At 56.3% G+C, this 22,864-nt stretch carries 23 protein-coding genes; 11 read left to right on the plus strand and 12 right to left on the minus strand.

Features of this window, described 5'->3' with window-relative positions; genetic code table 11:
- Window positions 1-34: 34 nt before the first annotated feature.
- On the minus strand, window positions 35-1,522 hold the full coding sequence (locus JLG71_RS12800) for a carboxypeptidase M32 (RefSeq protein WP_102803268.1): 1,488 nt from the start codon (window positions 1,520-1,522) through the stop codon (window positions 35-37).
- A 300-nt stretch (window positions 1,523-1,822) separates the two neighbouring features.
- On the opposite strand from JLG71_RS12800, the gene JLG71_RS28395 reads away from it, so the two are divergent.
- The gene (locus JLG71_RS28395) at window positions 1,823-1,915 is read left to right on the plus strand and encodes a KPN_01571 family protein (protein ID WP_004851273.1); all 93 of its coding nucleotides are present in this window, start codon (window positions 1,823-1,825) and stop codon (window positions 1,913-1,915) included.
- Between the two features lie 35 nt (window positions 1,916-1,950).
- Here JLG71_RS28395 and JLG71_RS12805 read toward each other — a convergent pair whose 3' ends face one another.
- Window positions 1,951-3,201: an MFS transporter gene (locus JLG71_RS12805; RefSeq protein ID WP_014229535.1), complete on the minus strand. Its 1,251-nt coding sequence runs from the start codon at window positions 3,199-3,201 to the stop codon at window positions 1,951-1,953.
- Between the two features lie 118 nt (window positions 3,202-3,319).
- Between JLG71_RS12805 and JLG71_RS12810 the strand changes: the two genes are divergently transcribed.
- From JLG71_RS12810 to bioD, 3 genes are all read left to right on the plus strand, one after another.
- Window positions 3,320-4,213, plus strand: coding sequence for a LysR family transcriptional regulator (locus tag JLG71_RS12810; RefSeq protein ID WP_200914261.1), 894 nt, complete (start codon window positions 3,320-3,322; stop codon window positions 4,211-4,213).
- A 133-nt stretch (window positions 4,214-4,346) separates the two neighbouring features.
- Complete coding sequence (gene mlc, locus JLG71_RS12815) at window positions 4,347-5,567, plus strand: sugar metabolism global transcriptional regulator Mlc (protein WP_014229533.1); 1,221 nt, start codon at window positions 4,347-4,349, stop codon at window positions 5,565-5,567.
- Between the two features lie 127 nt (window positions 5,568-5,694).
- Window positions 5,695-6,390 (plus strand): dethiobiotin synthase, encoded by a 696-nt coding sequence (gene bioD / locus JLG71_RS12820; protein WP_004851267.1) that lies wholly within the window; start codon window positions 5,695-5,697, stop codon window positions 6,388-6,390.
- On the opposite strand, the gene clcB is transcribed toward bioD, so the two are convergent.
- The 6 genes from clcB to JLG71_RS12850 all read right to left on the minus strand — a co-directional run bounded on the left by clcB (window position 6,343) and on the right by JLG71_RS12850 (window position 12,751).
- Window positions 6,343-7,638 (minus strand): voltage-gated ClC-type chloride channel ClcB, encoded by a 1,296-nt coding sequence (gene clcB / locus JLG71_RS12825; protein WP_064357329.1) that lies wholly within the window; start codon window positions 7,636-7,638, stop codon window positions 6,343-6,345. The genes bioD and clcB overlap by 48 nt on opposite strands.
- Before the next feature lie 141 nt (window positions 7,639-7,779).
- Entirely contained in the window at window positions 7,780-8,388 is a 609-nt protein-coding gene (dmsD, locus tag JLG71_RS12830) for a Tat proofreading chaperone DmsD (protein ID WP_025105784.1), read from the minus strand.
- Between the two features lie 40 nt (window positions 8,389-8,428).
- Window positions 8,429-9,286 carry a DmsC/YnfH family molybdoenzyme membrane anchor subunit gene (locus JLG71_RS12835; RefSeq protein WP_200914262.1) on the minus strand — a complete coding sequence of 286 codons (858 nt, stop codon included), beginning with the start codon at window positions 9,284-9,286 and terminating at the stop codon, window positions 8,429-8,431.
- Between the two features lies 1 nt (window position 9,287).
- Window positions 9,288-9,905, minus strand: a complete 618-nt coding sequence (locus JLG71_RS12840) for a DMSO/selenate family reductase complex B subunit (RefSeq protein WP_032719195.1) — start codon at window positions 9,903-9,905, stop codon at window positions 9,288-9,290.
- A 10-nt stretch (window positions 9,906-9,915) separates the two neighbouring features.
- Complete coding sequence (gene ynfE / locus JLG71_RS12845; RefSeq protein WP_200914263.1) at window positions 9,916-12,351, minus strand: selenate/tellurate reductase subunit YnfE; 2,436 nt, start codon at window positions 12,349-12,351, stop codon at window positions 9,916-9,918.
- A gap of 148 nt (window positions 12,352-12,499) precedes the next feature.
- A complete protein-coding gene (locus JLG71_RS12850) occupies window positions 12,500-12,751 on the minus strand; it encodes a DUF1161 domain-containing protein (protein WP_004119709.1) in 252 nt (83 codons plus the stop codon).
- Window positions 12,752-12,853: 102 nt separating this feature from the next.
- On the opposite strand from JLG71_RS12850, the gene JLG71_RS12855 reads away from it, so the two are divergent.
- Window positions 12,854-13,564, plus strand: coding sequence for a YnfC family lipoprotein (locus JLG71_RS12855; RefSeq protein ID WP_200914264.1), 711 nt, complete (start codon window positions 12,854-12,856; stop codon window positions 13,562-13,564).
- On the opposite strand, the gene speG is transcribed toward JLG71_RS12855, so the two are convergent.
- Window positions 13,558-14,118, minus strand: a complete 561-nt coding sequence (speG, locus tag JLG71_RS12860; RefSeq protein ID WP_004102449.1) for a spermidine N1-acetyltransferase — start codon at window positions 14,116-14,118, stop codon at window positions 13,558-13,560. The genes JLG71_RS12855 and speG overlap by 7 nt on opposite strands.
- A gap of 62 nt (window positions 14,119-14,180) precedes the next feature.
- Complete coding sequence (locus tag JLG71_RS12865; RefSeq protein WP_004851259.1) at window positions 14,181-14,522, minus strand: DUF1283 family protein; 342 nt, start codon at window positions 14,520-14,522, stop codon at window positions 14,181-14,183.
- Between the two features lie 136 nt (window positions 14,523-14,658).
- On the opposite strand from JLG71_RS12865, the gene JLG71_RS12870 reads away from it, so the two are divergent.
- The 6 genes from JLG71_RS12870 (at window position 14,659) to JLG71_RS12895 (ending at window position 21,267) form a co-directional block, all read left to right on the plus strand.
- Window positions 14,659-14,985, plus strand: a complete 327-nt coding sequence (locus tag JLG71_RS12870) for a YnfA family protein (protein WP_004851258.1) — start codon at window positions 14,659-14,661, stop codon at window positions 14,983-14,985.
- 206 nt (window positions 14,986-15,191) lie between these two features.
- On the plus strand, window positions 15,192-16,406 hold the full coding sequence (gene rspA / locus JLG71_RS12875) for a starvation-sensing protein RspA (RefSeq protein ID WP_004851257.1): 1,215 nt from the start codon (window positions 15,192-15,194) through the stop codon (window positions 16,404-16,406).
- A gap of 14 nt (window positions 16,407-16,420) precedes the next feature.
- Window positions 16,421-17,440 (plus strand): Zn-dependent oxidoreductase, encoded by a 1,020-nt coding sequence (locus JLG71_RS12880; protein WP_025105779.1) that lies wholly within the window; start codon window positions 16,421-16,423, stop codon window positions 17,438-17,440.
- A gap of 43 nt (window positions 17,441-17,483) precedes the next feature.
- A complete protein-coding gene (locus JLG71_RS12885) occupies window positions 17,484-18,860 on the plus strand; it encodes an MFS transporter (RefSeq protein ID WP_029946863.1) in 1,377 nt (458 codons plus the stop codon).
- A gap of 234 nt (window positions 18,861-19,094) precedes the next feature.
- A complete protein-coding gene (locus tag JLG71_RS12890; protein ID WP_200914310.1) occupies window positions 19,095-20,558 on the plus strand; it encodes a mannitol dehydrogenase family protein in 1,464 nt (487 codons plus the stop codon).
- Window positions 20,559-20,835: 277 nt separating this feature from the next.
- Window positions 20,836-21,267, plus strand: a complete 432-nt coding sequence (locus JLG71_RS12895) for a universal stress protein (protein WP_025105778.1) — start codon at window positions 20,836-20,838, stop codon at window positions 21,265-21,267.
- Between the two features lie 43 nt (window positions 21,268-21,310).
- On the opposite strand, the gene JLG71_RS12900 is transcribed toward JLG71_RS12895, so the two are convergent.
- Together JLG71_RS12900 and ydfG are read right to left on the minus strand one after the other, a co-directional pair.
- Window positions 21,311-21,997 (minus strand): GntR family transcriptional regulator, encoded by a 687-nt coding sequence (locus tag JLG71_RS12900; protein ID WP_004851246.1) that lies wholly within the window; start codon window positions 21,995-21,997, stop codon window positions 21,311-21,313.
- Between the two features lie 90 nt (window positions 21,998-22,087).
- The gene (ydfG, locus tag JLG71_RS12905; protein ID WP_004851244.1) at window positions 22,088-22,837 is read right to left on the minus strand and encodes a bifunctional NADP-dependent 3-hydroxy acid dehydrogenase/3-hydroxypropionate dehydrogenase YdfG; all 750 of its coding nucleotides are present in this window, start codon (window positions 22,835-22,837) and stop codon (window positions 22,088-22,090) included.
- Window positions 22,838-22,864: the final 27 nt, after the last annotated feature.

Consider the following 22,864-nt stretch of genomic DNA (forward strand, 5'->3'; position numbering starts at 1 on the left):
GACACGGCGTCGGGCGCGGCCCGACGCCGGTGATTTACAGATAACGCGAGGTAAGGTGCTGGCGGAAATAGTCGCTGTTAAGGTCTTCTCCGGTTGCATGCTGAATCAGCTGCGAGGTGGTAAAACGGCTACCGTGCTGCCAGATATTTTGCCGCAGCCAGTCAAACAGGGCGCTGAAGTTACCGTTGGCGATATCGCTTTCCAGCTGCGGCAGCGCCCGTCTGGCGGAAGCCATCAGCTGAGCGGCGTACATCGCGCCAAGCGTGTAGGAAGGGAAATAGCCAAAACCGCCGTCGGTCCAGTGGATATCCTGCATACAGCCGTCGCGATAGTTGCCGAGGGTGGAAAGTCCCAGCCAGTGCTGCATTTTTTCATCCCACAGCGCCGGAATATCCTCGACCTCAATATCGCCATCAATCAGCGCGCGTTCAATTTCGTAGCGCAGAATAACGTGTGCCGGATAGCTCACTTCGTCAGCGTCGACGCGGATAAAGCCTGGCTTGACGCGCTGATTCCATGCGATGAAGTTTTCGTGGCTAAAGGCCGGCTGTTCACCAAAGTACTGGCGTACCGTTGGCAGCAGGCGCTGCAGGAAGGCGTCGCTACGGCCAAGCTGCATCTCGAAAAACAGGCTTTGCGATTCATGGATCGCCGTGGAGCGGGCGAGGGCAATGGGCTGATCGAGCCAGTTGCGCGGCAGGTTTTGTTCATAGCGCGCGTGGCCGGTTTCGTGAATGACGCCAAACAGCGCGCTGAGCAGGTCGTTTTCGTTGTAGCGCGTGGTGATACGGACGTCCTGGGGCACGCCGCCACAGAACGGGTGGGCGCTGATATCCAGGCGTCCGCCGTCAAAATCAAATCCCAGCACGCGCATCGCCTCCAGCCCCAGCTCGCGCTGGTCGGCAATCGGAAACGGCCCTTGAGGTTCGATGAGCGGCGTTTGCGACTGCTTTTCAACCACCTTCTCCAGCAGCGAGGGAAGCCAGGATTTCAGGTCCGCGAACAGTACGTCAAGACGGGCGCTGGTCATATCGGGTTCAAAAATATCCAGCAGCGCGTCGTAGCGGGAACCGCCTTTTGCCGCAGCCCGAATCTGCGCCTCTTCGCGACTCAGTTTGACGACGTCACGCAGGTTCTCGGCAAAACCCTGCCAGTCGTTCGCCGGACGCTGGCTACGCCAGGCGTGCTCGCAGCGGCTACCCGCCAGCGATTTCGCTTCCACCAGGCTTTCCGGCAGCAGCGCCGCCTGTTCGTACTGGCGGGTCATTTCGCGCAGGTTGGCCTGTTCCACATCATTTAGCTCTTCCTGAAGCGCATTCTGCAGCCATTCACCCACTTTTTTATCGGTCAGGATCTGATGCTGCAAAACGCCAAGCTCGGCCAGCGCTTCGCCGCGGGCCGCGCTGCCGCCGGGGGGCATCATGGCGAACATATCCCAGCCGGCGATGGCGGAAAGATGCGAGAAGCGGGAGAGTCGCTGGAAGGTGCGGGTAAGCTGATGATAATTTTTATTTTCGGTCATGTTTACACTCTGACGGTGGCAAGTGAACAAAAGCTTTTTCGTGGGCCTACACTATCGCGATCCGCCGATGGGGTCGAGGGATGCGGGCGCTTTCGACATAAATCACCCCGACGTTAATGGGAAATTGCCCACAGCGTCGGCTCGCCCGCTCGACGCAAGCATCAGCATAATGTAGTGATTAATCGATTGCGTATTTTATGTTTGGCTCGAAATAATCCAGATGTGCGTAAAGTAGCAGACGCTTTCTCTGAACTACGGCTAAACTTAATGCAGGCACAGGCCGCCGATGCGAGGTGGATTATGAATCCGTTTACCTGGCTGTTTATAGCACTGCTTTCCGTCGATGCCGTTAGAGAACTGTTGGGAATGTCGTCGGTACTGGGGATGTGGTGAAGAGCGTGGCCCGTTTCAGGCCACGTTAATCTGCGTTATTTCAGTCGCTTGTGTAAACACGCGCCGGTGAGCAGCGCCGCCAGCAGCATCAGCGCGATAAACCCACCTACGCCGTTCCAGCCGTAGTTATGCCAGAATACGCCGCCTAACGTCCCCGCCATGCTGGAACCCAGATAGTAGCTGAATAAATAGAGCGATGACGCCTGGCCGCGGGCACGACGCGCGCGCGGGCCAATCCAGCTGCTGGCCACCGAGTGGGCCGCGAAGAAACCCGCGGAAAACAGCAGCATGCCGATAAAAATCAGCCACAGCGACGAGAACAGGGTCAGCAGCAGGCCACCGAGCATCACCGCAGTCGAGAACAGCAGCACCGGGCCGCGACCGTAGCGAACGGTCATGGCCCCGGCTTTCGGCGAACTCCAGGTACCGGTCAAATAGGCCACCGATAGCAGGCCAACGACCGCCTGGCTGAGGGACCACGGCGAAAGCATCAGGCGGTAACCGATATAGTTAAACAGCGTCACGAATGACCCCATTAACAAGAAACCCTCAAGAAACAGCAGCGGCAGCCCGCGATCGCGCCAGTGCAGGCGGAAGTTGATCAGCAGCGATTTTGGCCGCAGCGAGGTTGGACGGAAGTGGCGCGATTCCGGCAGGATGCGCCAGAACATCAGCGCGGCCGCCAGCGCGAAGCCGCTAATGACCGCCAGCGCTATCCGCCAGCCGAAGAAATCGGTAAATACCCCCGTCAGCAGACGGCCGCTCATGCCGCCAATGGAGTTTCCGCTGATATAAAGACCCATTGAGAACGCCACCACGCTGGGGTGAATCTCTTCGCTCAGATAGGTCATGCCGACCGCCGCCACGCCGCTCAGCGACAGGCCGATCAGGGCGCGCATCATCAGGATCCCATGCCAGCTGGACATCATCGTCGACAGCAGTGAGCAGCAGGAGGCTAGCACCAGCGCGGTAACCATCACCTGTTTGCGGCCAATGGCGTCGGACAGCGGACCGGTAAACAGCAGGCCGACCGCCAGCATCGCCGTGGAAATCGACAGCGAGATACTGCTGCTGGCCGGTGAGACGCCGAATTCACTGGAGAGCACCGGGAGGATCGGCTGGACGCAATAAAGCAGCGCGAACGTCGCCAGTCCGGCAGAAAAGAGGGCGAGAGTGACGCGAATAAATTGCGGAGTACCGCGTTTGATAAACTGGTTTGGCTGAGGAGCGATGATGTCGCTGACGTCGTTTGCCGGGGCGGTGTCAACGGTAGTTGTACGACTCACGGAAAAATCCTTGCTGATATACAGAGAGTTAAGTGACCGCAATGGCCACTTATTCAGGGTATGAAAATGTAAATATTCTGTCTAATATATTAATAATCTCAAATAAGACGTTTTAAATATGAATATTGAACTGCGCCATCTGCGCTATTTTATTGCCGTGGCGGAAGAGCTCCATTTTGGCCATGCGGCGGCGCGGTTAAATATCTCTCAGCCGCCGCTTAGCCAGCAGATTCAAATCCTTGAACAGCAAATTGGCGCGCGTCTGTTTGCTCGTACTAATCGCAGCGTCAGCCTGACCGAAGCCGGAAGGCAGTTTCTCGCCGATAGCCGGCAGATCCTCTCGCAGGTCGATGATGCTGCCGCGCGCGCGGCTCGGCTTCACCACGGCGAAACCGGCGAGCTGCGCATTGGATTTACCTCATCGGCCCCCTTTATCAAGGCGGTTTCCGACACGCTGTCGACCTTTCGCCGCCGCTATCCCGATGTACATATTCAGACGCGGGAAACCAACACGCGCGAGCAGATTGTGCCGCTGAACGAGGGCGCGCTGGATCTGGGACTGATGCGTAATACCCTGCTGCCGGATACCCTGGTCTGGGAAAGAGTGCTGCGCGAACCGCTGCTGGCGATGGTGCCCCGCGATCATCCGCTGGCCAGCAAGCCGCGCGTAAGCCTGCGGGAACTGGCGCGGGAGCCGTTCGTGTTTTTCGATCCCCATGTGGGTACCGGGCTGTATGACGACATTCTGGGCTTGATGCGCCGCTACGACCTGACGCCAGCCATCACCCAGGAGGTGGGGGAGGCAATGACGATTATCGGCCTGGTGGCCGCCGGGCTTGGCGTGTCGATTTTACCGGCGTCCTTCAGGCGGGTCCAGCTGTTGGAAATGTGCTGGCTGCCGATCGAAGAGCAGGACGCGGTGTCGGAAATGTGGCTGGTGTGGTCGAAGCATCACGAACAGGGGCAAGCGGCCCGGCGTTTTCGTGAATCGCTGCTTGCCAGCGCCACATGAGACATTTAGGACAAATAACGGCTAAAAATGTGCGGTAAATCACAAGGCTAAGCAAAAATTTGACGAGTACCGTTGAAGTGCTTCACCATAGCCATCAGTTTATTTCGAAGCGCGAAAATAAAGGGAGTCAACGGTGGTAGCGGACAGTCAGCCAGGCCATATCGATCAAATTAAGCAGACCAACGCGGGCGCGGTTTATCGCCTGATTGATCAGCTTGGCCCGGTGTCGCGCATCGACCTCTCGCGCTTCGCGCAGCTGGCCCCTGCCAGCATCACCAAAATCGTCCGCGAAATGCTGGAAGCGCATCTGGTCCAGGAGACGGAAATCCAGGAGCCAGGGAGCCGGGGAAGGCCTGCCGTTGGCTTGATGGTGGAAACCGAAGCCTGGCACTACCTCTCTATCCGCATCAGCCGCGGCGAGATCCACCTCGCGCTACGGGATTTAAGCAGCGCGCTGGTGGTGGAAGAGCAGCTGGAACTGGCGTTACAGCACGTTCAGCCCTTCGCGAGCCGGCTGCTCGATCAGGTTGACCAGTTCTTTATTCGTCACCAAAAGAAGCTGGAGCGTTTAACCGCCATCGCCGTCACCATGCCGGGGATCATCGATACCGAGCACGGTATCATCCACCGGATGCCGTTTTATGAAGACGTTAAGGACATGCCGCTGGGCGAAATCTTAGCCAATCATACCGGCGTATCGGTTTACATTCAGCACGATATCAGCGCCTGGACCATGGCTGAATCGCTGTTTGGCGCCTCCCGGGGAGCGCGAGATGTGATTCAGGTGGTGATTGACCATAACGTTGGCGCGGGCGTGATCACCGACGGTCGTCTGCTGCACGCGGGCAGCAGCAGTCTGGTCGAAATCGGCCACACCCAGGTCGATCCGTATGGTAAACGCTGCTATTGCGGTAACCATGGCTGTCTGGAAACCATTGCCAGCGTGGAGAGCGTGCTGGAACTGGCGCAGATCCGCATGGCGAAGTCGATGAGCTCAATGCTGCATCAGCAGCCGCTGAGCGTTGAATGGCTATGTCAGGCCGCGCTGCAGGGGGATTTACTGGCGCGGGACATTATCAGCGGCGTCGGGAACCACGTTGGACGGATTCTGGCGATTATGGTTAACCTCTTTAACCCGCAGAAAATCCTTATCGGCTCTCCCTTCAATCTCGCCGCGGATATTCTGTTTCCGGCAATATCTGATTGTATTCGACAACAATCGTTACCAGCCTACAGCCGACATATTGCCGTGGAAAGCACCCAGTTTTCTAACCGGGGAACGATGGCTGGCGCGGCCCTGGTAAAGGATGCCCTCTATAACGGATCGCTGCTGATACGACTGTTACAGGGTTAACATTTTTTCATATTCACACCAAAAATTGCGCTATCTCAAGCTGGCTTCCGGCAGCATCGCGTAGACTTTTTCCACAGTTGATTATTTCTCTCCCGTATATTTCATCAACATAACTGTGGGGTTAGTGATGTTTAAGCGTTTCTTCATAACAGGTACTGACACCGCTGTCGGCAAGACGGTGGTTTCCCGTGCGCTGTTGCAGGCACTGGCTGCCAGCGGCAAAAGCGTCGCCGGGTACAAGCCTGTGGCGAAGGGCAGTAAAGAGACGCCGGACGGACTGCGGAACAAAGATGCGCTGGTCTTACAGAGCGTGTCATCGCTGGTGTTACCGTATGAAGCTGTCAATCCCATCGCGTTAAGCGAAGATGAAAGCAGCGTGGCGCACAGTTGCCCGATCAACTACGGACTGCTGTCGGATGGTCTCCAGCGCCTCAGCGGCCAGGTTGAACATGTGGTGGTTGAAGGTACCGGCGGCTGGCGCAGCCTGATGAACGACCTGCGTCCGCTTTCGGAATGGGTGGTGCAGGAACAGCTGCCGGTGTTAATGGTCGTCGGCATTCAGGAAGGCTGTATCAATCATGCTCTGCTGACCGCGCAGGCGATTGCCAACGACGGCCTGCCGCTGATCGGCTGGGTGGCCAACCGGATTAACCCAGGCCTGGCGCATTATGCTGAAATCATCGAGGTGCTGAGCAAAAAGCTGCCGGCGCCGCTGATCGGTGAACTGCCTTACTTACCGCGCGCGGAGCAGCGTGAACTGAGCCAGTATATCGACTTATCGATACTCGGCGAGGTGATGGCGGTAGATAGAATCCCGGCGTAACGTCCGCGACAGCACCGACGCCAGTACGCTGGCAATCAGTAAACCGGGCAGTAAAACGTATTGTCCGGTCATTTCACAAATCATCAGCGTGGACATAATCGGCGCGTGGGTGGTGGCTGCCAGAAACGCCGCCATGCCGGTTAAGCCAACCACTATCGCGATAGCCTGGTAATCAGGTAGCCATAGTCCGGTCAGGCTGGCGAACAGCATGCCAATCCCCAGCCCAACAAACAGCGTTGGGGTAAAAACGCCGCCCGGCGCGCCGGAACCGCTGCTGGCCAGCACGGCGAGCAGCTTGCAGACAAACACCACAATCATGGCGCTGAAGAGCGGCGGCGAAAGAAGATAGCTTTGCACAACGCTATAGCCATTTCCCCAGACGGCCGGCGCGAGCAGCGACAGCAGACCGACGATAAGTCCGCCCAGCGCCAGCTGCCACGGAGGCGACAGGCGCAGCCGGACAAAGCACCGGTGGCTATAGCTCATCAGCCAGATAAACAGCGGCCCGCAAAGCCCGGCCAGCAGCGCCGTCGCCAGCATCAGCGCATAGTGCGTCGCGCTCAGGGTTTCGTGGAATTCAACGTGATACAGCGGAGCCGAATCGCCGTTCAGCAGATTGGTCAGCAGCAGGGCCACCACCGCGGCAATCACCACCGGGCCAAGCGACGCCAGCATCAGGGTGCCGAATAAGATCTCGGCGATAAACAGGCTCCCGGCCAGCGGAGCGTGGTAAGCGCTGGCCATCCCGGCGGCGGCGCCGCAGGCTACCCATAGCTTCCACTCTTCTTTTGGCGTAAAGCGGCGGGCGAACAGCGACGCGGCCAGCGCCGCCAGCAGGATCATCGCCCCCTCGCGACCGATGGCGCTGCCGGTCGTCACCACCAGCAGAGAGGCCAGCGATTTTACCAGGCTGGCTGGCGTATCAAACACACCGTCGCCGGTCTCGAGCGCTTCCATATAGTCGGTTGGTGCACGGGGCCGCGCAAGGGTGCGGCGCTGCCAGAGCCAGAGCAGGGCGCCAGCCGCAAGGCCGCCAAGCGCGGGCGTCAGCAACCGACGCCATGGTGGCAACGACTCGGCGGCGTTCACCAGGCTTCCGCTGTCATTGCTCAGAAACAGGCTTTCCAGACCGGTCATCGCATGGCGAAACAGGGCAACCGCGAGCGCGGCGAGGACGCCGACCAGCATGGCGATAACCATGCGGCGAAACATAACCTGAACATCAGGATAAGCGTGAAGACGATGCATCAGCGAATTCGGTTAACGGGGAATGGGGCTTATTTTTACCGGGAATAAGCATAGACGCAAAAGCGATAAGTGCGAAAGAGGCTAAAGGTGACGTTGTCACTAAATGCGTTATGCCCGGCGGGCGGGCATAACGTCAGGGCATTAGCGGTAGAGCGGCTTATCCGCGACCGCGCAGGGCAGCCGCGCCTGCCATCGCGTCAGCGTTTCTTGCGCCAGCTGACCAAGAGCCTGATAAAAAGGGTTTCCCGCCCCGGCAATAAACACGCTCAGAAAGCGGCCCGACCACGGGAGAAGATGCCAGGCCAGAAGCTGGTTAAATGCCTCATCCTGACCGGATTCACAAAGCCAGGCCGCCAGCAGCAGCAGCGTACCGAAGTGGTCTTCCGGTTCAGCGCGTTGCTCAGACAAACCGATGCCGTTAGCCCGCATCCACTCGCGCAGCGCCAGCGTAGAGTCGCCAAACAGCACGCTTTCTTTATCCAGCCAGACGGAGCCCCACGGCGGCGCAGGCAGCGCCCACGGGCCGATGAACAGCCGCTGCCAGGCGTCCGCCAGCGGTTCATCGTCTTCGAGAGCGAACTGCGCCGCCAGGCCGTTCGCGACCGGCCAGGGCCACTGACTTTGCCAGCTGCCGTCGCGCAGGGCGGCAACCAGCGGAGCAGCCTGCTCGCTGCCCGGAGCATAGGAGAACAATGCCCCCAGCGTACGGGCGCTGAGTGCGACGGCATCGCGGTCTTGCGATTGCATCATATCTATTCCTTACTGCAGAGGGTGCCGCGGCACCCATTCATTAACCGGCAATCGCCGTACCGACGGTCATATGTAGGCCATAAAACAGGCCGCGACCGATAAACTCGCCGAGTAATACCAGTATCAGTCCGAGCAGCAGGCTGGCGATGCGCGGGTTTTTCTTACTTGCCAACGGGCAGATCCAGCAGCCAAGGCCCAGCGCCAAAAATGCTAAACGCAGGATTTGTAGCCAGCCGTAGTTTGGCAGCAGGGCGCTGGCCTGCTGCACGGAACTGCGGATCTCCGCCAGTTCGCTGTTCTGCAAAATGACCACGGCCAGGCTTGCCAGCAGCGCGAGGACGCTCATCGACGCGAAGACCGTGCCGTTAAAAGGCACGTTGGCTACCCGCAGCAGCAGGGCGGCGAAAAGCGGCCCGCACAGCACCATCGTCAGGAAGAAGGCGGCGGTGGTGTAGGCATTATACCAGGTCGGCACGGTATTAATTTGATAGACCAGGGTCATCTCCAGGACGAACAGGCAGCCGAGCAGCATGGTGAGCAGAAGCCAGGCCTTGGCCAGGATTGCCGGCATTTTGCCGAGAAACGTCAGCAACCACCACACTCCTCCGACGGCGAAAAACAGCGCGCCGCTGGCGATTTCATTACTTAACGCCGATGCGCCGACCCGGGTAAGAGAGTTAAATGCCCGCAGCGGCGAGCCGAGGTGGATAATCGACGCCAGAAAGCCAATCCCCATGACCAGCCAGATAAAAAACATGCAGCGCACCAGGCGCTGCCGGGCTTCGGAGTTATTATTCAGCGAAAGCCAGCCGAGCCCGCTGACGATTATCGCCCCTGCAACGCTTTGCCCCAGCACCGTAAACAGCACCAGCGGCCATTCATGCCATCCATTTCCCATTTTACACCTCCTTCGGATTGGCCAGATAGCCGGTGGTATCACCGCACGGACGCGCGTTGGCGTTCGGTTTGATCGCGATACTCGGCCTGGTGAAGTGCGCGGACGGCAGCGGGGCGACGGCGGCAAGCTGACCGTGCTTTTCGCGCAGTTCTTCGATGGGACCAAAGTCGAGCGCCCGCAGCGGGCAGGACTCGACGCAAATCGGCTTTTTACCCTCGGCGACCCGGTCATAGCAGCCGTCGCATTTGGTCATATGGCCCTTTGCCGCGTTGTACTGCGGCGCGCCGTACGGGCAGGCCATATGGCAGTAGCGACAGCCGATGCATACCTCTTCGTTCACCACCACAAAGCCGTCATCGCGCTTGTGCATGGCGCCGCTGGGGCACACTTTTGTGCAGGCCGGGTCTTCGCAGTGGTTGCAGGCGATGGACAGGTAATAGGCGAAGACGTTTTGCTGCCACACGCCGTTGTCCTCCTGCCAGTCGCCGCCCGCGTATTCGTAGATGCGGCGAAAGCTTACGTCAGGCGTGAGGTTTTTATAATCCTTGCAGGCCAGCTCGCAGGTTTTACAGCCGGTGCAGCGGGCGGAATCGATAAAAAATCCATACTGAGCGCTCATGGTTTACTCCTTAAACCTTCTCGATTTCGACCAGATTGGTGTGCTGCGGATTGCCTTTAGCCAGCGGCGAAGGACGGTGCGTCGTCAGCGTATTAATACAGGAGCCGCGATCGATACGATCGCCATTCATGTTGGCGTCATGCCAGGCGCCCTGGCCCATCGCCGACACGCCGGGCATGATGCGCGGGGTCACCTTAGCCGGAATGCGCAGCTCGCCGCGGGCGTTGAATACGCGCACCATATCGCCGTTCTTAATCCCGCGCTTTTCGGCGTCCAGCGGATTTAGCCACACCTCCTGACGACAGGCCGCCTGCAGGACATCCACGTTGCCGTAGCTGGAGTGGGTACGTGCTTTATAGTGGAAGCCGAACATTTGCAGCGGGAATTTCTCGCGCAGAGGATCGTCCCATCCTTCGAAAGTAGAAGCGTATACCGGTAATGGACTGATGGTTTCGTCTTTTTCCAGCTGCCATTTGGCGGCGATATCCGCCAGACGGCTGGAGTAGATCTCGATTTTACCCGACGGTGTTTTTAGCGGATTGGCGACCGGGTCTTTGCGGAAGTCGCGGTAGGCCACAAAGTGACCGTTGGGGTCTTTACGTTTGTAAATTCCCATATTTTTCAGTTCATCGTAGCTCGGGAGCGCCGGGTCTTTCGCCAGCATCTTCGCGTACAAATGCTGCAGCCACTGCTCCTGGGTACGGCCTTCGGTAAACTTCTGGTGGACATCCTCGCCAAGCCGTTTTGCCACTTCGCTGAGGATCCAGTAGATAGGTTTGCGCTCGAATTTAGCGGAGGTAACTGGCTGAATAAAGATGAGATAGCCCATATTGCCGGCGTAGTCGTTGGGAATAATGTCTTCCTGCTCGACGGTCATCAGGTCCGGCAGCAGGATATCGGCGTATTTGGCCGAGGAGGTCATAAAGTTTTCGATAACCACGATCGTCTCGCACTTGCTTTCGTCCTGCAGGATCTCGTGGGTCTTATTGATATCGGAGTGCTGGTTAATGATGGTATTGCCGGCGTAGTTCCAGATGAATTTAATCGGCACGTCCAGCTTCTCTTTCCCTCGAACGCCGTCGCGGGTGGCGGTCATCTCCGGGCCGCGATCGATGGCGTCGGTCCAGCTAAAGCAGGAGATGGCGGTTTTGACCGGGTTGGTCAGTACCGGCAGGCGTTCAATGGTGATGGTATAGGTGGATTCGCGGGCGCCGCTGTTGCCGCCGTTAATGCCGACGTTGCCGGTCAAAATAGGCAGCATGGCGATCGCCCGGGAGGTCAGCTCGCCGTTAGCCTGGCGCTGTGGTCCCCATCCCTGGCAAATGTAAGCCGGCCTGGTGCTGCCGATTTCCCGGGCCAGCTTGATGATGCGGTCGACGGGAATGCCGGTGATCCGCGAGGCCCATTGCGGCGTTTTCGCCACGCCGTCATCGCCCTGTCCAAGAATATACGCTTTGTAATGCCCGTTCTTCGGGGCATCTGCCGGCAGCGTTTTTTCATCGTAGCCGACGCAGTACGTATCAAGGAACCCCTGATCGACCAGATTTTCATTAATCAGCACCCAGGCGATGCCCGCCACCAGCGCGGCGTCGGTGCCGGGGCGAATCGGGATCCACTCATCCTCCCGCCCGGCGGCGGTGTCCGTGTAGCGCGGGTCGATAACGATCATCCGCGCACTGGAGCGCTCGCGCGCCTGTTCTAAATAATAAGTAATACCGCCGCCGCTCATGCGGGTTTCCGCCGGGTTATTGCCGAACATCACCACCAGCTTGCTGTTTTCGATATCGGAGGTGCTGTTGCCGTCATTGCTGCCGTAGGTGTAGGGCATGGCGCAGGCAATTTGCGCGGTACTGTAGGTCCCGTACTGGTTTAACGAACCGCCGTAGCAGTTCATCAGGCGCATAACCGGTGAGGCGGTGGGCGACGATCGCGTCATATTGCCGCCGACAATCCCGGAGGAGTAGTTAATATAAACCGCTTCGTTGCCATACTCTTTGACGATGCGTTTGAGATTGTCGGCGATCGTATCCAGCGCCTCCTCCCAGCTAATGCGGACAAACTTGCCTTCGCCGCGTTTGCCGACGCGCTTCATGGGATAGTTAAGGCGGTCGGGATGATTAATGCGGCGGCGGATGGATCGGCCGCGCAGGCAGGCGCGCACCTGGTGATCGCCATAAATATCCGCGCCGGTATTGTCGGTTTCGACCCAGACGACTTCATCGTCACGCACGTGTGAACGCAGGGCGCAGCGGCTGCCGCAGTTGACCGAACAGGCGCCCCAGACGATACGCTCCTCGCCGTGAGCGGCTTCTTGCACCGCGGCAGCGGCGTGAGTCAGGCTGAAAGGCAGCGATAAACCGCCGGCGGCGAGAGCCAGCGAGCCAAGGGCGGTTGATTTGATTAGCGTTCGACGGGTAAGGCCGTCGGTATGTTCCTGGTTAGACATTGCTCACTCCATGATTTTGTTATAATGGCGTAATGCCAACGCCTTCGTAAGGTCGGCGTGGAGAGTGAGGAATCATACTTAAAATGGAGTAGAGAGATCTTATCCCTGGTCAACCGAGGGATAAGACTTCTCCAGACATTCGGCGAGGTTACTGCGCACCGCTGTCGCGGGTATAGATGATTTTAAAGGTGTCGTTGGCGCAGTGGCCGACAACCTGTGCGCCGGGCTGATCGGGCTGGTCGTTCGGGACTATCGTCAGGCTGAAGCCCGATTCCGGGACGCCGTTGTTGATGATTTTTTGCTGAATATCGCTTTTTACCCGCTCGCAGGAATCCGGCGCCGCGAAAGCAGCTGTCGAACCCAGCAGCAGAGCCGCACATAGCCAGGGTGATAGTTTCATCATAAACTCCTTATTAACGTTATCCAGATTTAAGCATAGCAGAAGTGGTGTAAACAATTGTATTTGCTAATATGATTGAACTATGCACAAAAGGAATCGCGCGTGAAAAAACGGTTGTTGCTGTTACTGGCTGTCGGGGCTCTTAGCGCCTGCGATGAAAAGGGCGCGCCGCAGGCCTTCACCCCGGAAATGGCCAGCTTTTCTAACGAATTTGAGTTCGATCCGCTGCGCGGGCCGGTGAAAGCGTTTAGCCAGACGCTGTATGACGAACACGATCAAGTGGTGAAGTGGGTTAAAGGGCGTTTATCCAGCGAAGGATGCTTTGACCTGCTGGCATTTGAGGATCGGGAGAATAAAACCGGCGCGGCGTTGGTGCTGGACGCTAACTACTACCTGGATGCGCAAAGCCACGAAAAGCGCCTGCGTTTACAAGGCAAATGTCAGCTGGCGGAAATGCCCTCGGCGGGGGTCTCCTGGGAAACCGATGATAACGGGTTTGTCGTCACCGCTCGCGGCAAGGAGAGTACAGCGACGTACTGCTACGATAGAGAAGGCTATCCGCTGGGCAAAACCACCATAGCCAAAGGTGAACAATTTACGGTGGCCTCAACGCCGTCATCCGATCCGCGCAAAAAAATGGACTACACCGCAGTGAGCACCTTCAATGACCGCGCGCTGGGCAACGTAAGCCAGACCTGCGATTACGACAGTCACGACAACCCGGTAAGCTGCGAGCTTAAGGTTGTCGACGACAGCGTGCAGCCTGCGTTAACCCGCCACTACACCATCAAAAGCACTATTGACTATTACTGAGCCGTCGGTTTCAGCAGCGTCTGGCCCTGCGGTTTATGCTCGGCCAGATACTGGTGCTGGAACAGGCACATGCGGATGGTATTGCGGTATTCGCCGTTAATAAAGAATTCATGAATCAGCTCGCCTTCCACCATAAATCCGAGCTTGCGGTAGATGTGGATCGCTTTTTCATTTTCTTTATCGACGATGAGGTAGAGCTTATACAGGTTGAGCACCATAAAGCCGTAATCCATCGCGAGCTTAGCGGCGCGGGTGGCCAGACCTTTCCCCTGATAATCGGGAGAGATAATGATCTGAAACTCGGCGCGGCGGTGCACGTGGTTGATTTCAACCAGCTCAACCAGTCCGGCCTTTTCGCCGTCGCATTCAATGACAAAGCGGCGTTCGCTCTGATCGTGAATGTGTTTGTCGTACAGGTCGGAAAGCTCAACAAAGGCTTCATAGGGCTCTTCAAACCAGTAGCGCATAACGCTGGCGTTGTTGTCGAGCTGGTGGACAAAGCGAAGGTCTTCGCGCTCAAGCGGGCGGAGTTTGACGTGATAAGCGTCAGTCATGGGAGTACCTGTGTGTTATAGCGAAGTTTTGGTGATTGTGGCGCCCGTGCGGGCGCCATTCATTACGGGGTAATGGTGCGACCGGTGCGGCGGTCAAGGCAGCGCAGGGTGTTAGGCTCCCAGTACGCGTTGACGTTCGCGCTCTTCTGGCAGTTGTCCTGGGCGTCAAAAGCCACGTCGGCTTTATCCCACTCTTTTTCGGCGCGCTTGTTGACCTTCTGGCGTAAAGTGCGGGTGTCATTCCACTGCTCTTTTTCCATGGCGGCCTGCTGGCGGCTCTGGGCGCTGTCGCCGGATTCGATGACCAGCTTGTCCGTTTTGGCGAATGACGATGCGGTAAAGACCACCGCGCTCAGCGCCAGTAGGGCAGTCAGGCACCAGCGTTTGTTCAGTGTTGTGTTCATCACGATTTCCTTTAAGCGATTCCCTTGGATTGAGTTTACTACATCTCCTTTCGACGGCATACCCGACAAAACAGAGTAAACGACGGCCATTATTGCGTAGAATGCGTTAACGCTTGTTCAACTTACGACGCTTTGCATGTTAAAAACCACGCTGCTTTTCTTTGCTACCGCCCTGTGCGAAATCATTGGCTGCTATTTACCCTGGCTCTGGTTAAAACGCGGGGCGACGCCCTGGCTGCTGATGCCGACGGCCCTGGCGCTGGCGCTTTTTGTCTGGCTTCTGACGCTGCACCCCGAGGCCAGCGGACGGGTTTATGCCGCTTACGGTGGGGTATACGTGTGTACTGCGCTGCTGTGGCTGCGCTTTATCGATGGCGTCAAACTCAGCCACTATGATTGGGCCGGCGCGCTGGTTGCGCTGTGCGGCATGCTGATTATTGTGGCCGGCTGGGGACGCGCATAGCCTTCTTATACTGAGTGAGCCGGGCCAGGTGATGCTGTCCCGGCCCATCTCTTCCTGCCTTCTCGCTCGCTTTCTCTGTTCACGCCGCTTTTATCCCCGATGAGATACTGTGATCTGCCGCGTCTTTTTCGATCGTTATACTTGTATGGTAGTAGGTCTGATGGTTTACTTTTACCCACTAACCGCACAGAAGTAAGGAATGAGAAATGAAGATCGTTGCCGCTGAAGTTTTCGTCACCTGTCCGGGACGCAACTTCGTCACCCTTAAAGTCACCACCGATGACGGGATCGTCGGGTTAGGTGACGCGACGCTAAACGGTCGCGAGCTGTCCGTTGCGTCCTATCTGCGGGATCATCTCTGTCCGCAGCTGATTGGCCGCGACGCGCATCGCATCGAAGATATCTGGCAGTTTTTCTACAAGGGCGCCTACTGGCGTCGTGGTCCGGTCACGATGTCGGCGATTTCCGCTATCGATATGGCGCTCTGGGATATCAAGGCGAAAGCCGCAGGCATGCCGCTCTACCAGCTGCTGGGCGGGGCTTCGCGCGAAGGCGTGATGGTCTACTGCCACACCACGGGTCACTCCATCGATGAAGTGCTGGATGACTACGCGCGCCACAAAGAGATGGGGTTTAAAGCGATTCGCGTCCAGTGCGGCGTGCCGGGGATGAAAACCACCTACGGGATGGCGAAAGGTAAAGGACAGGCCTACGAGCCGGCAACCAAAGGCCAGTGGCCGGAAGAGCAGCTGTGGTCTACCGAGAAGTATCTCGATTTTACGCCACAGCTGTTTGCCGCCGTACGCGAAAAATTTGGCTTTAACGAGCATCTGCTGCACGACATGCATCATCGCCTGACGCCGATTGAAGCGGCGCGTTTTGGTAAGAGTATTGAAGATTACCGCCTGTTCTGGATGGAGGATCCGACCCCGGCGGAGAATCAGGCGTGTTTCCGTTTAATTCGTCAGCATACCGTCACGCCGATTGCCGTCGGAGAGGTGTTCAACAGCATCTGGGATTGTAAACAGCTGATTGAAGAGCAGTTGATTGACTATATCCGCACCACCATTACCCACGCAGGCGGGATTACGGGGATGCGTCGGATCGCCGATTTTGCCTCGCTTTATCAGGTACGCACCGGTTCACACGGGCCGTCCGATCTTTCTCCGGTCTGCATGGCGGCCGCGCTGCACTTCGACCTGTGGGTGCCGAATTTTGGCGTCCAGGAATATATGGGCTATTCCGAACAGATGCTGGAAGTCTTCCCGCACAGCTGGACGTTTGATAACGGCTATATGCATCCGGGTGAAAAACCGGGGCTGGGAATTGAGTTCGATGAAAAACTGGCCGCGAAATACCCCTATGAACCGGCCTATTTGCCTGTAGCGCGTCTGGAAGACGGCACGTTGTGGAACTGGTAAAGAAGGAAGTCAAAATGAAAAGTATCGTGATTCGCCAGCCCAACGAACTGGTGATTGAAGAGCGTCCGATCCCGCAGCCTGCCGCGGGCGAAGTGCGGGTAAAAATTAAGCTGGCGGGGATATGCGGTTCCGATAGCCATATTTATCGCGGCCACAATCCGTTTGCCAAATACCCGCGCGTTATTGGCCATGAATTTTTTGGCGTTATCGACGCCATCGGAGAAGGGGTTACCGACAAAGCCATCGGCCAGCGGGTCAGCGTTGATCCGGTCATCAGCTGCGGCCATTGCTATCCTTGCTCGGTGGGCAAACCAAACGTCTGCACCTCTTTGGTGGTGCTCGGCGTGCATCGGGATGGCGGCTTTAGCGAGTACGCGGTGGTGCCGGCGAAAAATGCCTGGCAGGTTCCGGACAACGTGACGGACAGACATGCGGTGATGATTGAGCCTTTCACTATCGCGGCCAACGTTACCGGGCACGTTTCGCCAACCGATCAGGATATCGCGCTGGTCTACGGCGCCGGGCCAATGGGCCTGACGACCATTCAGGTGCTGAAGCGGGTGTATCGCGTTAAGCAGGTCATCGTGGTGGATCGCATTGATGAACGCCTGGAGATGGCCCAGCGTAACGGCGCGGATTGGGTGATTAACAACAGCGTCGTGCCTCTGGCGGATACGCTGAAGGCGGAGGGGGTACTACCGACGCTGATTATCGATGCGGCCTGTCATCCCTCGATTCTACAAGAGGCGGTCACCCTGGCTTCTCCGGCGGCGAGAATTGTTTTAATGGGATTCTCGACGGAGCCTTCGCAGGTTGCACAGCAGGGTATTACCGGCAAAGAGCTCTCTATTTTCTCGTCGCGTCTTAACGCCAATAAATTCCCGGTGGTCATAAAGTGGCTGGAACAAGGCTTAATTAACCCGGAGGAGCTGATTACTCATCAATTTGCTTATCAACATGTTATCGATGCACTGGAGCTTTTTGAAAATGACAGGAAACGTTGCTGTAAGGTTTTATTAACCTTCAGCCAATAACAACAGGTGCGGACTCTGTATTCTACAATTAGAGATAATCATTATGACTACCGTAAAAAATGAGAGAACCACTTCCGATCTCATTCGTGCAGCCGTATCTGGTTGGTTAGGCACGGCACTGGAGTTTATGGATTTCCAACTCTATTCCCTTGGCGCAGCGCTGGTATTCCATGAGATTTTTTTCCCGGAGCAATCCGCCGCCATGGCGCTGATTCTGGCAATGGGAACCTACGGCGCGGGCTATATTGCGCGGATCGTCGGCGCCTTTATTTTTGGTAAAATGGGCGACAGTATTGGGCGCAAGAAGGTTCTGTTTATTACCATCACCATGATGGGGATCTGTACCACGCTTATTGGCGTGCTGCCAACCTATGCCCAGGTCGGTATTTTAGCGCCGGTATTGCTTGTGACTTTACGTATTATTCAGGGGTTGGGTGCCGGGGCCGAAATATCAGGTGCGGGTACCATGCTGGCGGAATATGCGCCGAAAGGTAAGCGTGGAATTATCTCTTCACTGGTGGCTATGGGCACCAACTGCGGTACGTTAAGCGCCACGGCTATCTGGGCGGTGATGTTCTTCGTGCTGGACCGTGAACAGCTCGTCGCGTGGGGATGGCGAGTGCCGTTCCTGGCCAGCGTAGTGGTGATGATCTTTGCCATCTGGCTGCGTCTCAATCTGAAAGAGAGCCCGGTTTTTGAGAAAGTGAGCGAAGACAGCGTCCTGCAGAAAGAGATAGCGACCCAGGAAGGAACCTTTAGCGCCATGCTGAAAAGTAAGTCCTTCTGGCTGGCGACGGGTCTGCGCTTCGGACAGGCGGGAAATTCAGGATTGTTGCAAACTTTCCTCGCGGGCTATCTGGTACAAACATTACTGTTTGATAAAGCTATCCCTACCGATGCGTTAATGATTAGCTCTGTTATCGGCTTTATTACCATCCCATTCCTTGGGTGGCTGTCAGATAAAGTGGGGCGTCGCTTACCCTATATTATTATTAATATTTCAGCCATTATTCTGGCGTACCCCATGCTGTCGATTATTGTGGATAAGAGCTATAGCGCGAGCACCATCATGGCGTCACTGATCGTCATTCATAATATCGCGGTATTGGGTCTGTTTGCGCTGGAAAACATCACCATGGCGGAAATGTTCGGTTCACGTAATCGCTTTACCCGCATGGCAATTTCAAAAGAGGCGGGGGGATTAGTCGCCGTAGGCTTTGGCCCGGTGCTGGCCGGTATTTTCTGCAATATGACCGGTTCCTGGATGCCCATTGTTGTGATGCTGGTGTGCTACTCCATCATTGGCTTAATTTCCGCCATTCTGATGCCTGAAGTGCGTGACCGCGATCTGAGCTTGCTGAATGACGCCGCAGACTGCGCGCCGCAAAATAAAGCGGTGGGTAACGGGCAGTATATTTAAAAAACACAAACTCCGCACCGAATGATGATCGCCGTAAATAACATTCTGCCGGGCCATTAGCCCGGCATTTTCACTCTTTTATTCCCAGAAATACCGAAAGTATAACTCGTCCGTCTTCTTGTATGGTAGTTGATAAAAGTCAAAGATATCATACCAATTGCATGAGATGGTTTATTTCACCAGCCGGTTCCCACTTACCGTGGGGATCCAGAAATCATAAGTATGAGAGCCACCATGGAACATATGCTATTAACAGCGAACGCCACGCTGCCAGCTTACGATCGCAACCGTCTTATTCCGCGCATCGTTCATTTGGGCTTTGGCGCATTTCATCGCGCTCACCAGGCGGTATATGCCGATATTCTGGCGACAGAACACGGCAGCGACTGGGGCTATACCGAAGTGAACCTGATCGGTGGCGAGCAGCAAATCGCCGATCTGCAACTGCAGGATTTACTTTACACCGTCGCCGAAATGTCGGCGGATGCCTGGACCGCCCGCATTGTTGGCGTGGTCAAAGAGGCGATGCATGCCCAGGTCGATGGTCTGGAAAGCGTGCTGGCAAAAATGTGCGAGCCTCAGGTCGCTATTGTGTCATTGACCATTACCGAAAAAGGCTACTGCCACTCGCCGGCCAGCGGTGAACTGCAGTTAGATCACCCGTTGATTGTTGCCGATTTGCAAAACCCTCATCAACCGAAATCCGCGCCGGGCGTGGTGGTAGAAGCGCTGGCACGCCGCAAGGCGGCAGGTCTGCCGGCTTTCAGCGTGATGTCCTGCGACAATATGCCGGAAAACGGTCACGTCATGCGTAATGTCGTCTGCGCCTATGCCCGCGCCGTCGATGCCGAATTAGCCGAGTGGATTGCGCGCAGTGTCACTTTCCCTTCTACCATGGTTGACCGCATCGTACCGGCGGTGACGGCCGAAACGCTGGAGAAAATTGAACAGCTCACCGGCGTTCGCGACCCGGCCGGCGTCGCCTGCGAACCGTTTCGTCAGTGGGTCATTGAAGACAACTTTGTCGCCGGTCGTCCGCAGTGGGAAAAAGCCGGCGCTGAGCTGGTGTCGGACGTGCTGCCCTTTGAAGAGATGAAGCTGCGCATGCTGAACGGCAGCCACTCGTTTCTTGCCTGGCTGGGCTATCTGGCGGGATACCAGCATATTAATGACTGTATGCAGGACGAAAACTACCGTCGCGCCGCGCGTGCGCTGATGCTGGAGGAGCAGGCGCCGACGCTGAACGTGCAGGGTGTGGATCTGGCACGCTATGCCGGTCTGCTGATCGAGCGCTATAGCAACCCGGCGCTGAAGCACCGCACCTGGCAGATAGCGATGGACGGCAGTCAGAAACTGCCGCAGCGGATGCTGGATTCGATTCGCTGGCACCTGGCGCATGGCGGCGACTTTACGCTGTTGGCAATGGGCGTCGCGGCCTGGATGCGCTATGTCAGCGGGGTGGATGACCAGGGGCAGGCGATTGAAATCTCCGATCCTTTACTACCGGTGATTGCGCAAACCGTACAGAATAGCGCAGACGGCGAAGAACGCGTGCGCGCGCTGCTGGGTATTGAGGCTATTTTCGGTGCCAGCCTGCCCCAGGAGAGCCGTTTCGTGAACGCGGTGGTTCGCGCTTATTTATCCCTGCAGCAGCACGGCGCAAAAGCGACCGTAGCGGCCTGGGCTCAGGCAAACTAATTTATTTCACCCGCGTGCCGCCGGTCCCGGCGGCATTGCCCTCATGCTTTATCCCTGAACGCTTTTCCCGCCAGAAATATATTTCGCGTCAGGCGCAATCTTTGATCCAGATCGTTGAATATACATAACTTTATCTAACAACAGTTAAGTATAAATAACTGATGTTTATTTTAATGAATTAAATATTTATCTGGGTGATTATTCATTCTCCTGGTGAAGTAAATATGGCATGATGAGTTAACTTACTAAGTTTCCTCAGAAAAAAGGAGAACGGACTATGTACAAAAAAATTTTGCTGCCCGTAGACGTTTTTGAAATGGATTTAAGTGACAAAGCGGTTCGCCATGCTGAGTTTTTAGCATCAGCGGATGAAGGGGAGATTACGCTGCTCAACGTTCTGCCGAACAGCAGCAGCTCAATTTTACGCGGTTTTGCGGCCGATATACGTAAGTTTGAGGCCTATATGCGTGAGGAATCGGAGAAAAAGATGAAGACAATATCCCGTCTGTTCTCCATTCCCGCCGAGCGGATTCATTCCAGAGTGGTCTTTGGCAACGTGCGCGATGAAATTCTGGCGGTGAGCGGCAATGAGGATTTTGACGTTATCGTTATTGGTTCCCGCAAGCCGGGTATATCCACTCATCTTCTTGGTTCAAACGCTGAGTCGATTTTACGTCACGCTAAAATACCGGTTCTGGTTGTCAGGTAAGTCAATTTCTCGCGGCAGATAACCTGTTCTGCCGCAACTCGTTTTATTCCTCGCTGAACCAGTCGCTGTTTTCCTGACGAACAAGCAGCACGGACTCGCTAATTTCTTGCAGATGCAGGCGCATGGCTTTTTCAACCGCATCCGGATTGCGGGCGACCAGCGGCTGGAAAATATCATAGTGCTGACGCAGCATCATATCGGGTGGGGTCACATGATCGAGGCTCATATAGCGCACCCGGTCAATGGTGGCTTTAATATTCTCGACGGTATCCCAGGCGAGCTGGCAGTCGGCGATTTGCGAGAGCTTCTGGTGAAATTCGTCATCCAGCTGGAAAAAATCCGTTAACTGCTGCCGCTCCACCGCCGTACGCTGCTGATTGAGATTTTGCTCAAGCTGGTAGAGCTGTTCATCATTCACCATTCCTGCGGCGCGTCGCACCACGGCGCATTCGATGGCCTGGCGGACAAAACAGCCGTTACGCACCTGCGAGAGCGAGATTTTATTCACATAGCTGCCGCGCTGCGGACGGATCTGAATTAAGCCATTTTCAGCCAGTTTGATAAAAGCTTCGCGTACCGGTTGCCGGGAAACGTCAAAGCGCACGGAGACTTCTTTTTCCGAAAGAGGGGTGCCTGGCGGGATCAGACAATGGACGATATCCCGACGCAGGATACGATAAATTTGCTGATTAACGGGCTGTGTCGGATTCAGTTGTGCTTCTGCGGCCATGGATGATTACTTTTATATGAGGTATTTGCGCTATTTTACGCGTTTTTTGTCTTCCAGCCCAGACCCGGCCCGCGGGCCGGGTTACAGAGCTTAGCCCTGGCGGTGCACGTTCAGTCCGGCAAAACTTTGGCTGACCGGCATGATTTCCAGGGTATTAATGTTGACGTGTTTTGGCAGGGTTGCGACCCACCAGACCGCTTCGGTGACGTCTTCCGGAGTCAGAGCCTGGGTATTTTCGTAAGCTTTCTCGGCTTTAGCGTCATCACCTTTAAAGCGCACGTTAGAGAATTCGGTGCCACCGACCAGACCGGGCTCAATATCGGTCACGCGAAGGGCGGTACCGTGAAGATCGGTACGAAGATTGAGGCTGAACTGACGCACAAACGCTTTGGTCGCGCCGTAGACGTTACCGCCAGCATAAGGCCAGGCGCCGGCGACCGAACCGATATTGATTACGTGGCCGCGATTACGCTCAACCATTCCCGGCAGAACGGCGCGGGTCATATACACCAGCCCTTTGTTATTGGTGTCAATCATGTCTTCCCAGTCTTCAATGTTGGCTTTATGCGCGGGCTCCAGTCCCAGCGCCAGCCCGGCATTATTGACGAGAACATCAATCGCCTGCCAGTCTGCCGGCAGTCCGGCAATCAGCTCTTCAATGGCTGCACGGTTGCGCACGTCCAGCTGGGCGGTATAAAGGTTCTCGCCCAGCTCATCTTTAAGCGTTTTCAGGCGTTCTTCGCGACGCCCGGTGGCAATCACTTTGTGACCGTTAGCGATAAAACGGCGAGTTATGCTTTCACCAAAACCCGCTGTTGCTCCGGTAACCAGGATAATCATCTTACTGTTCCTCAACGATTTTTGTGT

Source organism: Klebsiella michiganensis (genome assembly GCF_015139575.1).
In the GTDB taxonomy this organism is placed as follows: Bacteria; Pseudomonadota; Gammaproteobacteria; order Enterobacterales; family Enterobacteriaceae; genus Klebsiella; species Klebsiella michiganensis.

What these genes read in the sequence shown, in the direction of transcription:
- bioD (WP_004851267.1), top strand. Translation starts at nt 5,695, where the DNA reads ATGTTTAAGCGTTTCTTCATAACAGGTACTGACACCGCTGTCGGCAAG.
- JLG71_RS12865 (WP_004851259.1), bottom strand. Translation starts at nt 14,522, where the DNA reads ATGAACACAACACTGAACAAACGCTGGTGCCTGACTGCCCTACTGGCG.
- ydfG (WP_004851244.1), bottom strand. Translation starts at nt 22,837, where the DNA reads ATGATTATCCTGGTTACCGGAGCAACAGCGGGTTTTGGTGAAAGCATA.
- rspA (WP_004851257.1), top strand. Translation starts at nt 15,192, where the DNA reads ATGAAGATCGTTGCCGCTGAAGTTTTCGTCACCTGTCCGGGACGCAAC.
- dmsD (WP_025105784.1), bottom strand. Translation starts at nt 8,388, where the DNA reads ATGATGCAATCGCAAGACCGCGATGCCGTCGCACTCAGCGCCCGTACG.
- JLG71_RS12810 (WP_200914261.1), top strand. Translation starts at nt 3,320, where the DNA reads ATGAATATTGAACTGCGCCATCTGCGCTATTTTATTGCCGTGGCGGAA.
- JLG71_RS12885 (WP_029946863.1), top strand. Translation starts at nt 17,484, where the DNA reads ATGACTACCGTAAAAAATGAGAGAACCACTTCCGATCTCATTCGTGCA.
- JLG71_RS12850 (WP_004119709.1), bottom strand. Translation starts at nt 12,751, where the DNA reads ATGAAACTATCACCCTGGCTATGTGCGGCTCTGCTGCTGGGTTCGACA.
- JLG71_RS12840 (WP_032719195.1), bottom strand. Translation starts at nt 9,905, where the DNA reads ATGAGCGCTCAGTATGGATTTTTTATCGATTCCGCCCGCTGCACCGGC.
- clcB (WP_064357329.1), bottom strand. Translation starts at nt 7,638, where the DNA reads ATGCATCGTCTTCACGCTTATCCTGATGTTCAGGTTATGTTTCGCCGC.
- ynfE (WP_200914263.1), bottom strand. Translation starts at nt 12,351, where the DNA reads ATGTCTAACCAGGAACATACCGACGGCCTTACCCGTCGAACGCTAATC.
- speG (WP_004102449.1), bottom strand. Translation starts at nt 14,118, where the DNA reads ATGACTGACGCTTATCACGTCAAACTCCGCCCGCTTGAGCGCGAAGAC.
- JLG71_RS12800 (WP_102803268.1), bottom strand. Translation starts at nt 1,522, where the DNA reads ATGACCGAAAATAAAAATTATCATCAGCTTACCCGCACCTTCCAGCGA.
- JLG71_RS12835 (WP_200914262.1), bottom strand. Translation starts at nt 9,286, where the DNA reads ATGGGAAATGGATGGCATGAATGGCCGCTGGTGCTGTTTACGGTGCTG.
- JLG71_RS12895 (WP_025105778.1), top strand. Translation starts at nt 20,836, where the DNA reads ATGTACAAAAAAATTTTGCTGCCCGTAGACGTTTTTGAAATGGATTTA.
- JLG71_RS12880 (WP_025105779.1), top strand. Translation starts at nt 16,421, where the DNA reads ATGAAAAGTATCGTGATTCGCCAGCCCAACGAACTGGTGATTGAAGAG.
- JLG71_RS12890 (WP_200914310.1), top strand. Translation starts at nt 19,095, where the DNA reads ATGGAACATATGCTATTAACAGCGAACGCCACGCTGCCAGCTTACGAT.
- JLG71_RS12900 (WP_004851246.1), bottom strand. Translation starts at nt 21,997, where the DNA reads ATGGCCGCAGAAGCACAACTGAATCCGACACAGCCCGTTAATCAGCAA.
- JLG71_RS12870 (WP_004851258.1), top strand. Translation starts at nt 14,659, where the DNA reads ATGTTAAAAACCACGCTGCTTTTCTTTGCTACCGCCCTGTGCGAAATC.
- JLG71_RS28395 (WP_004851273.1), top strand. Translation starts at nt 1,823, where the DNA reads ATGAATCCGTTTACCTGGCTGTTTATAGCACTGCTTTCCGTCGATGCC.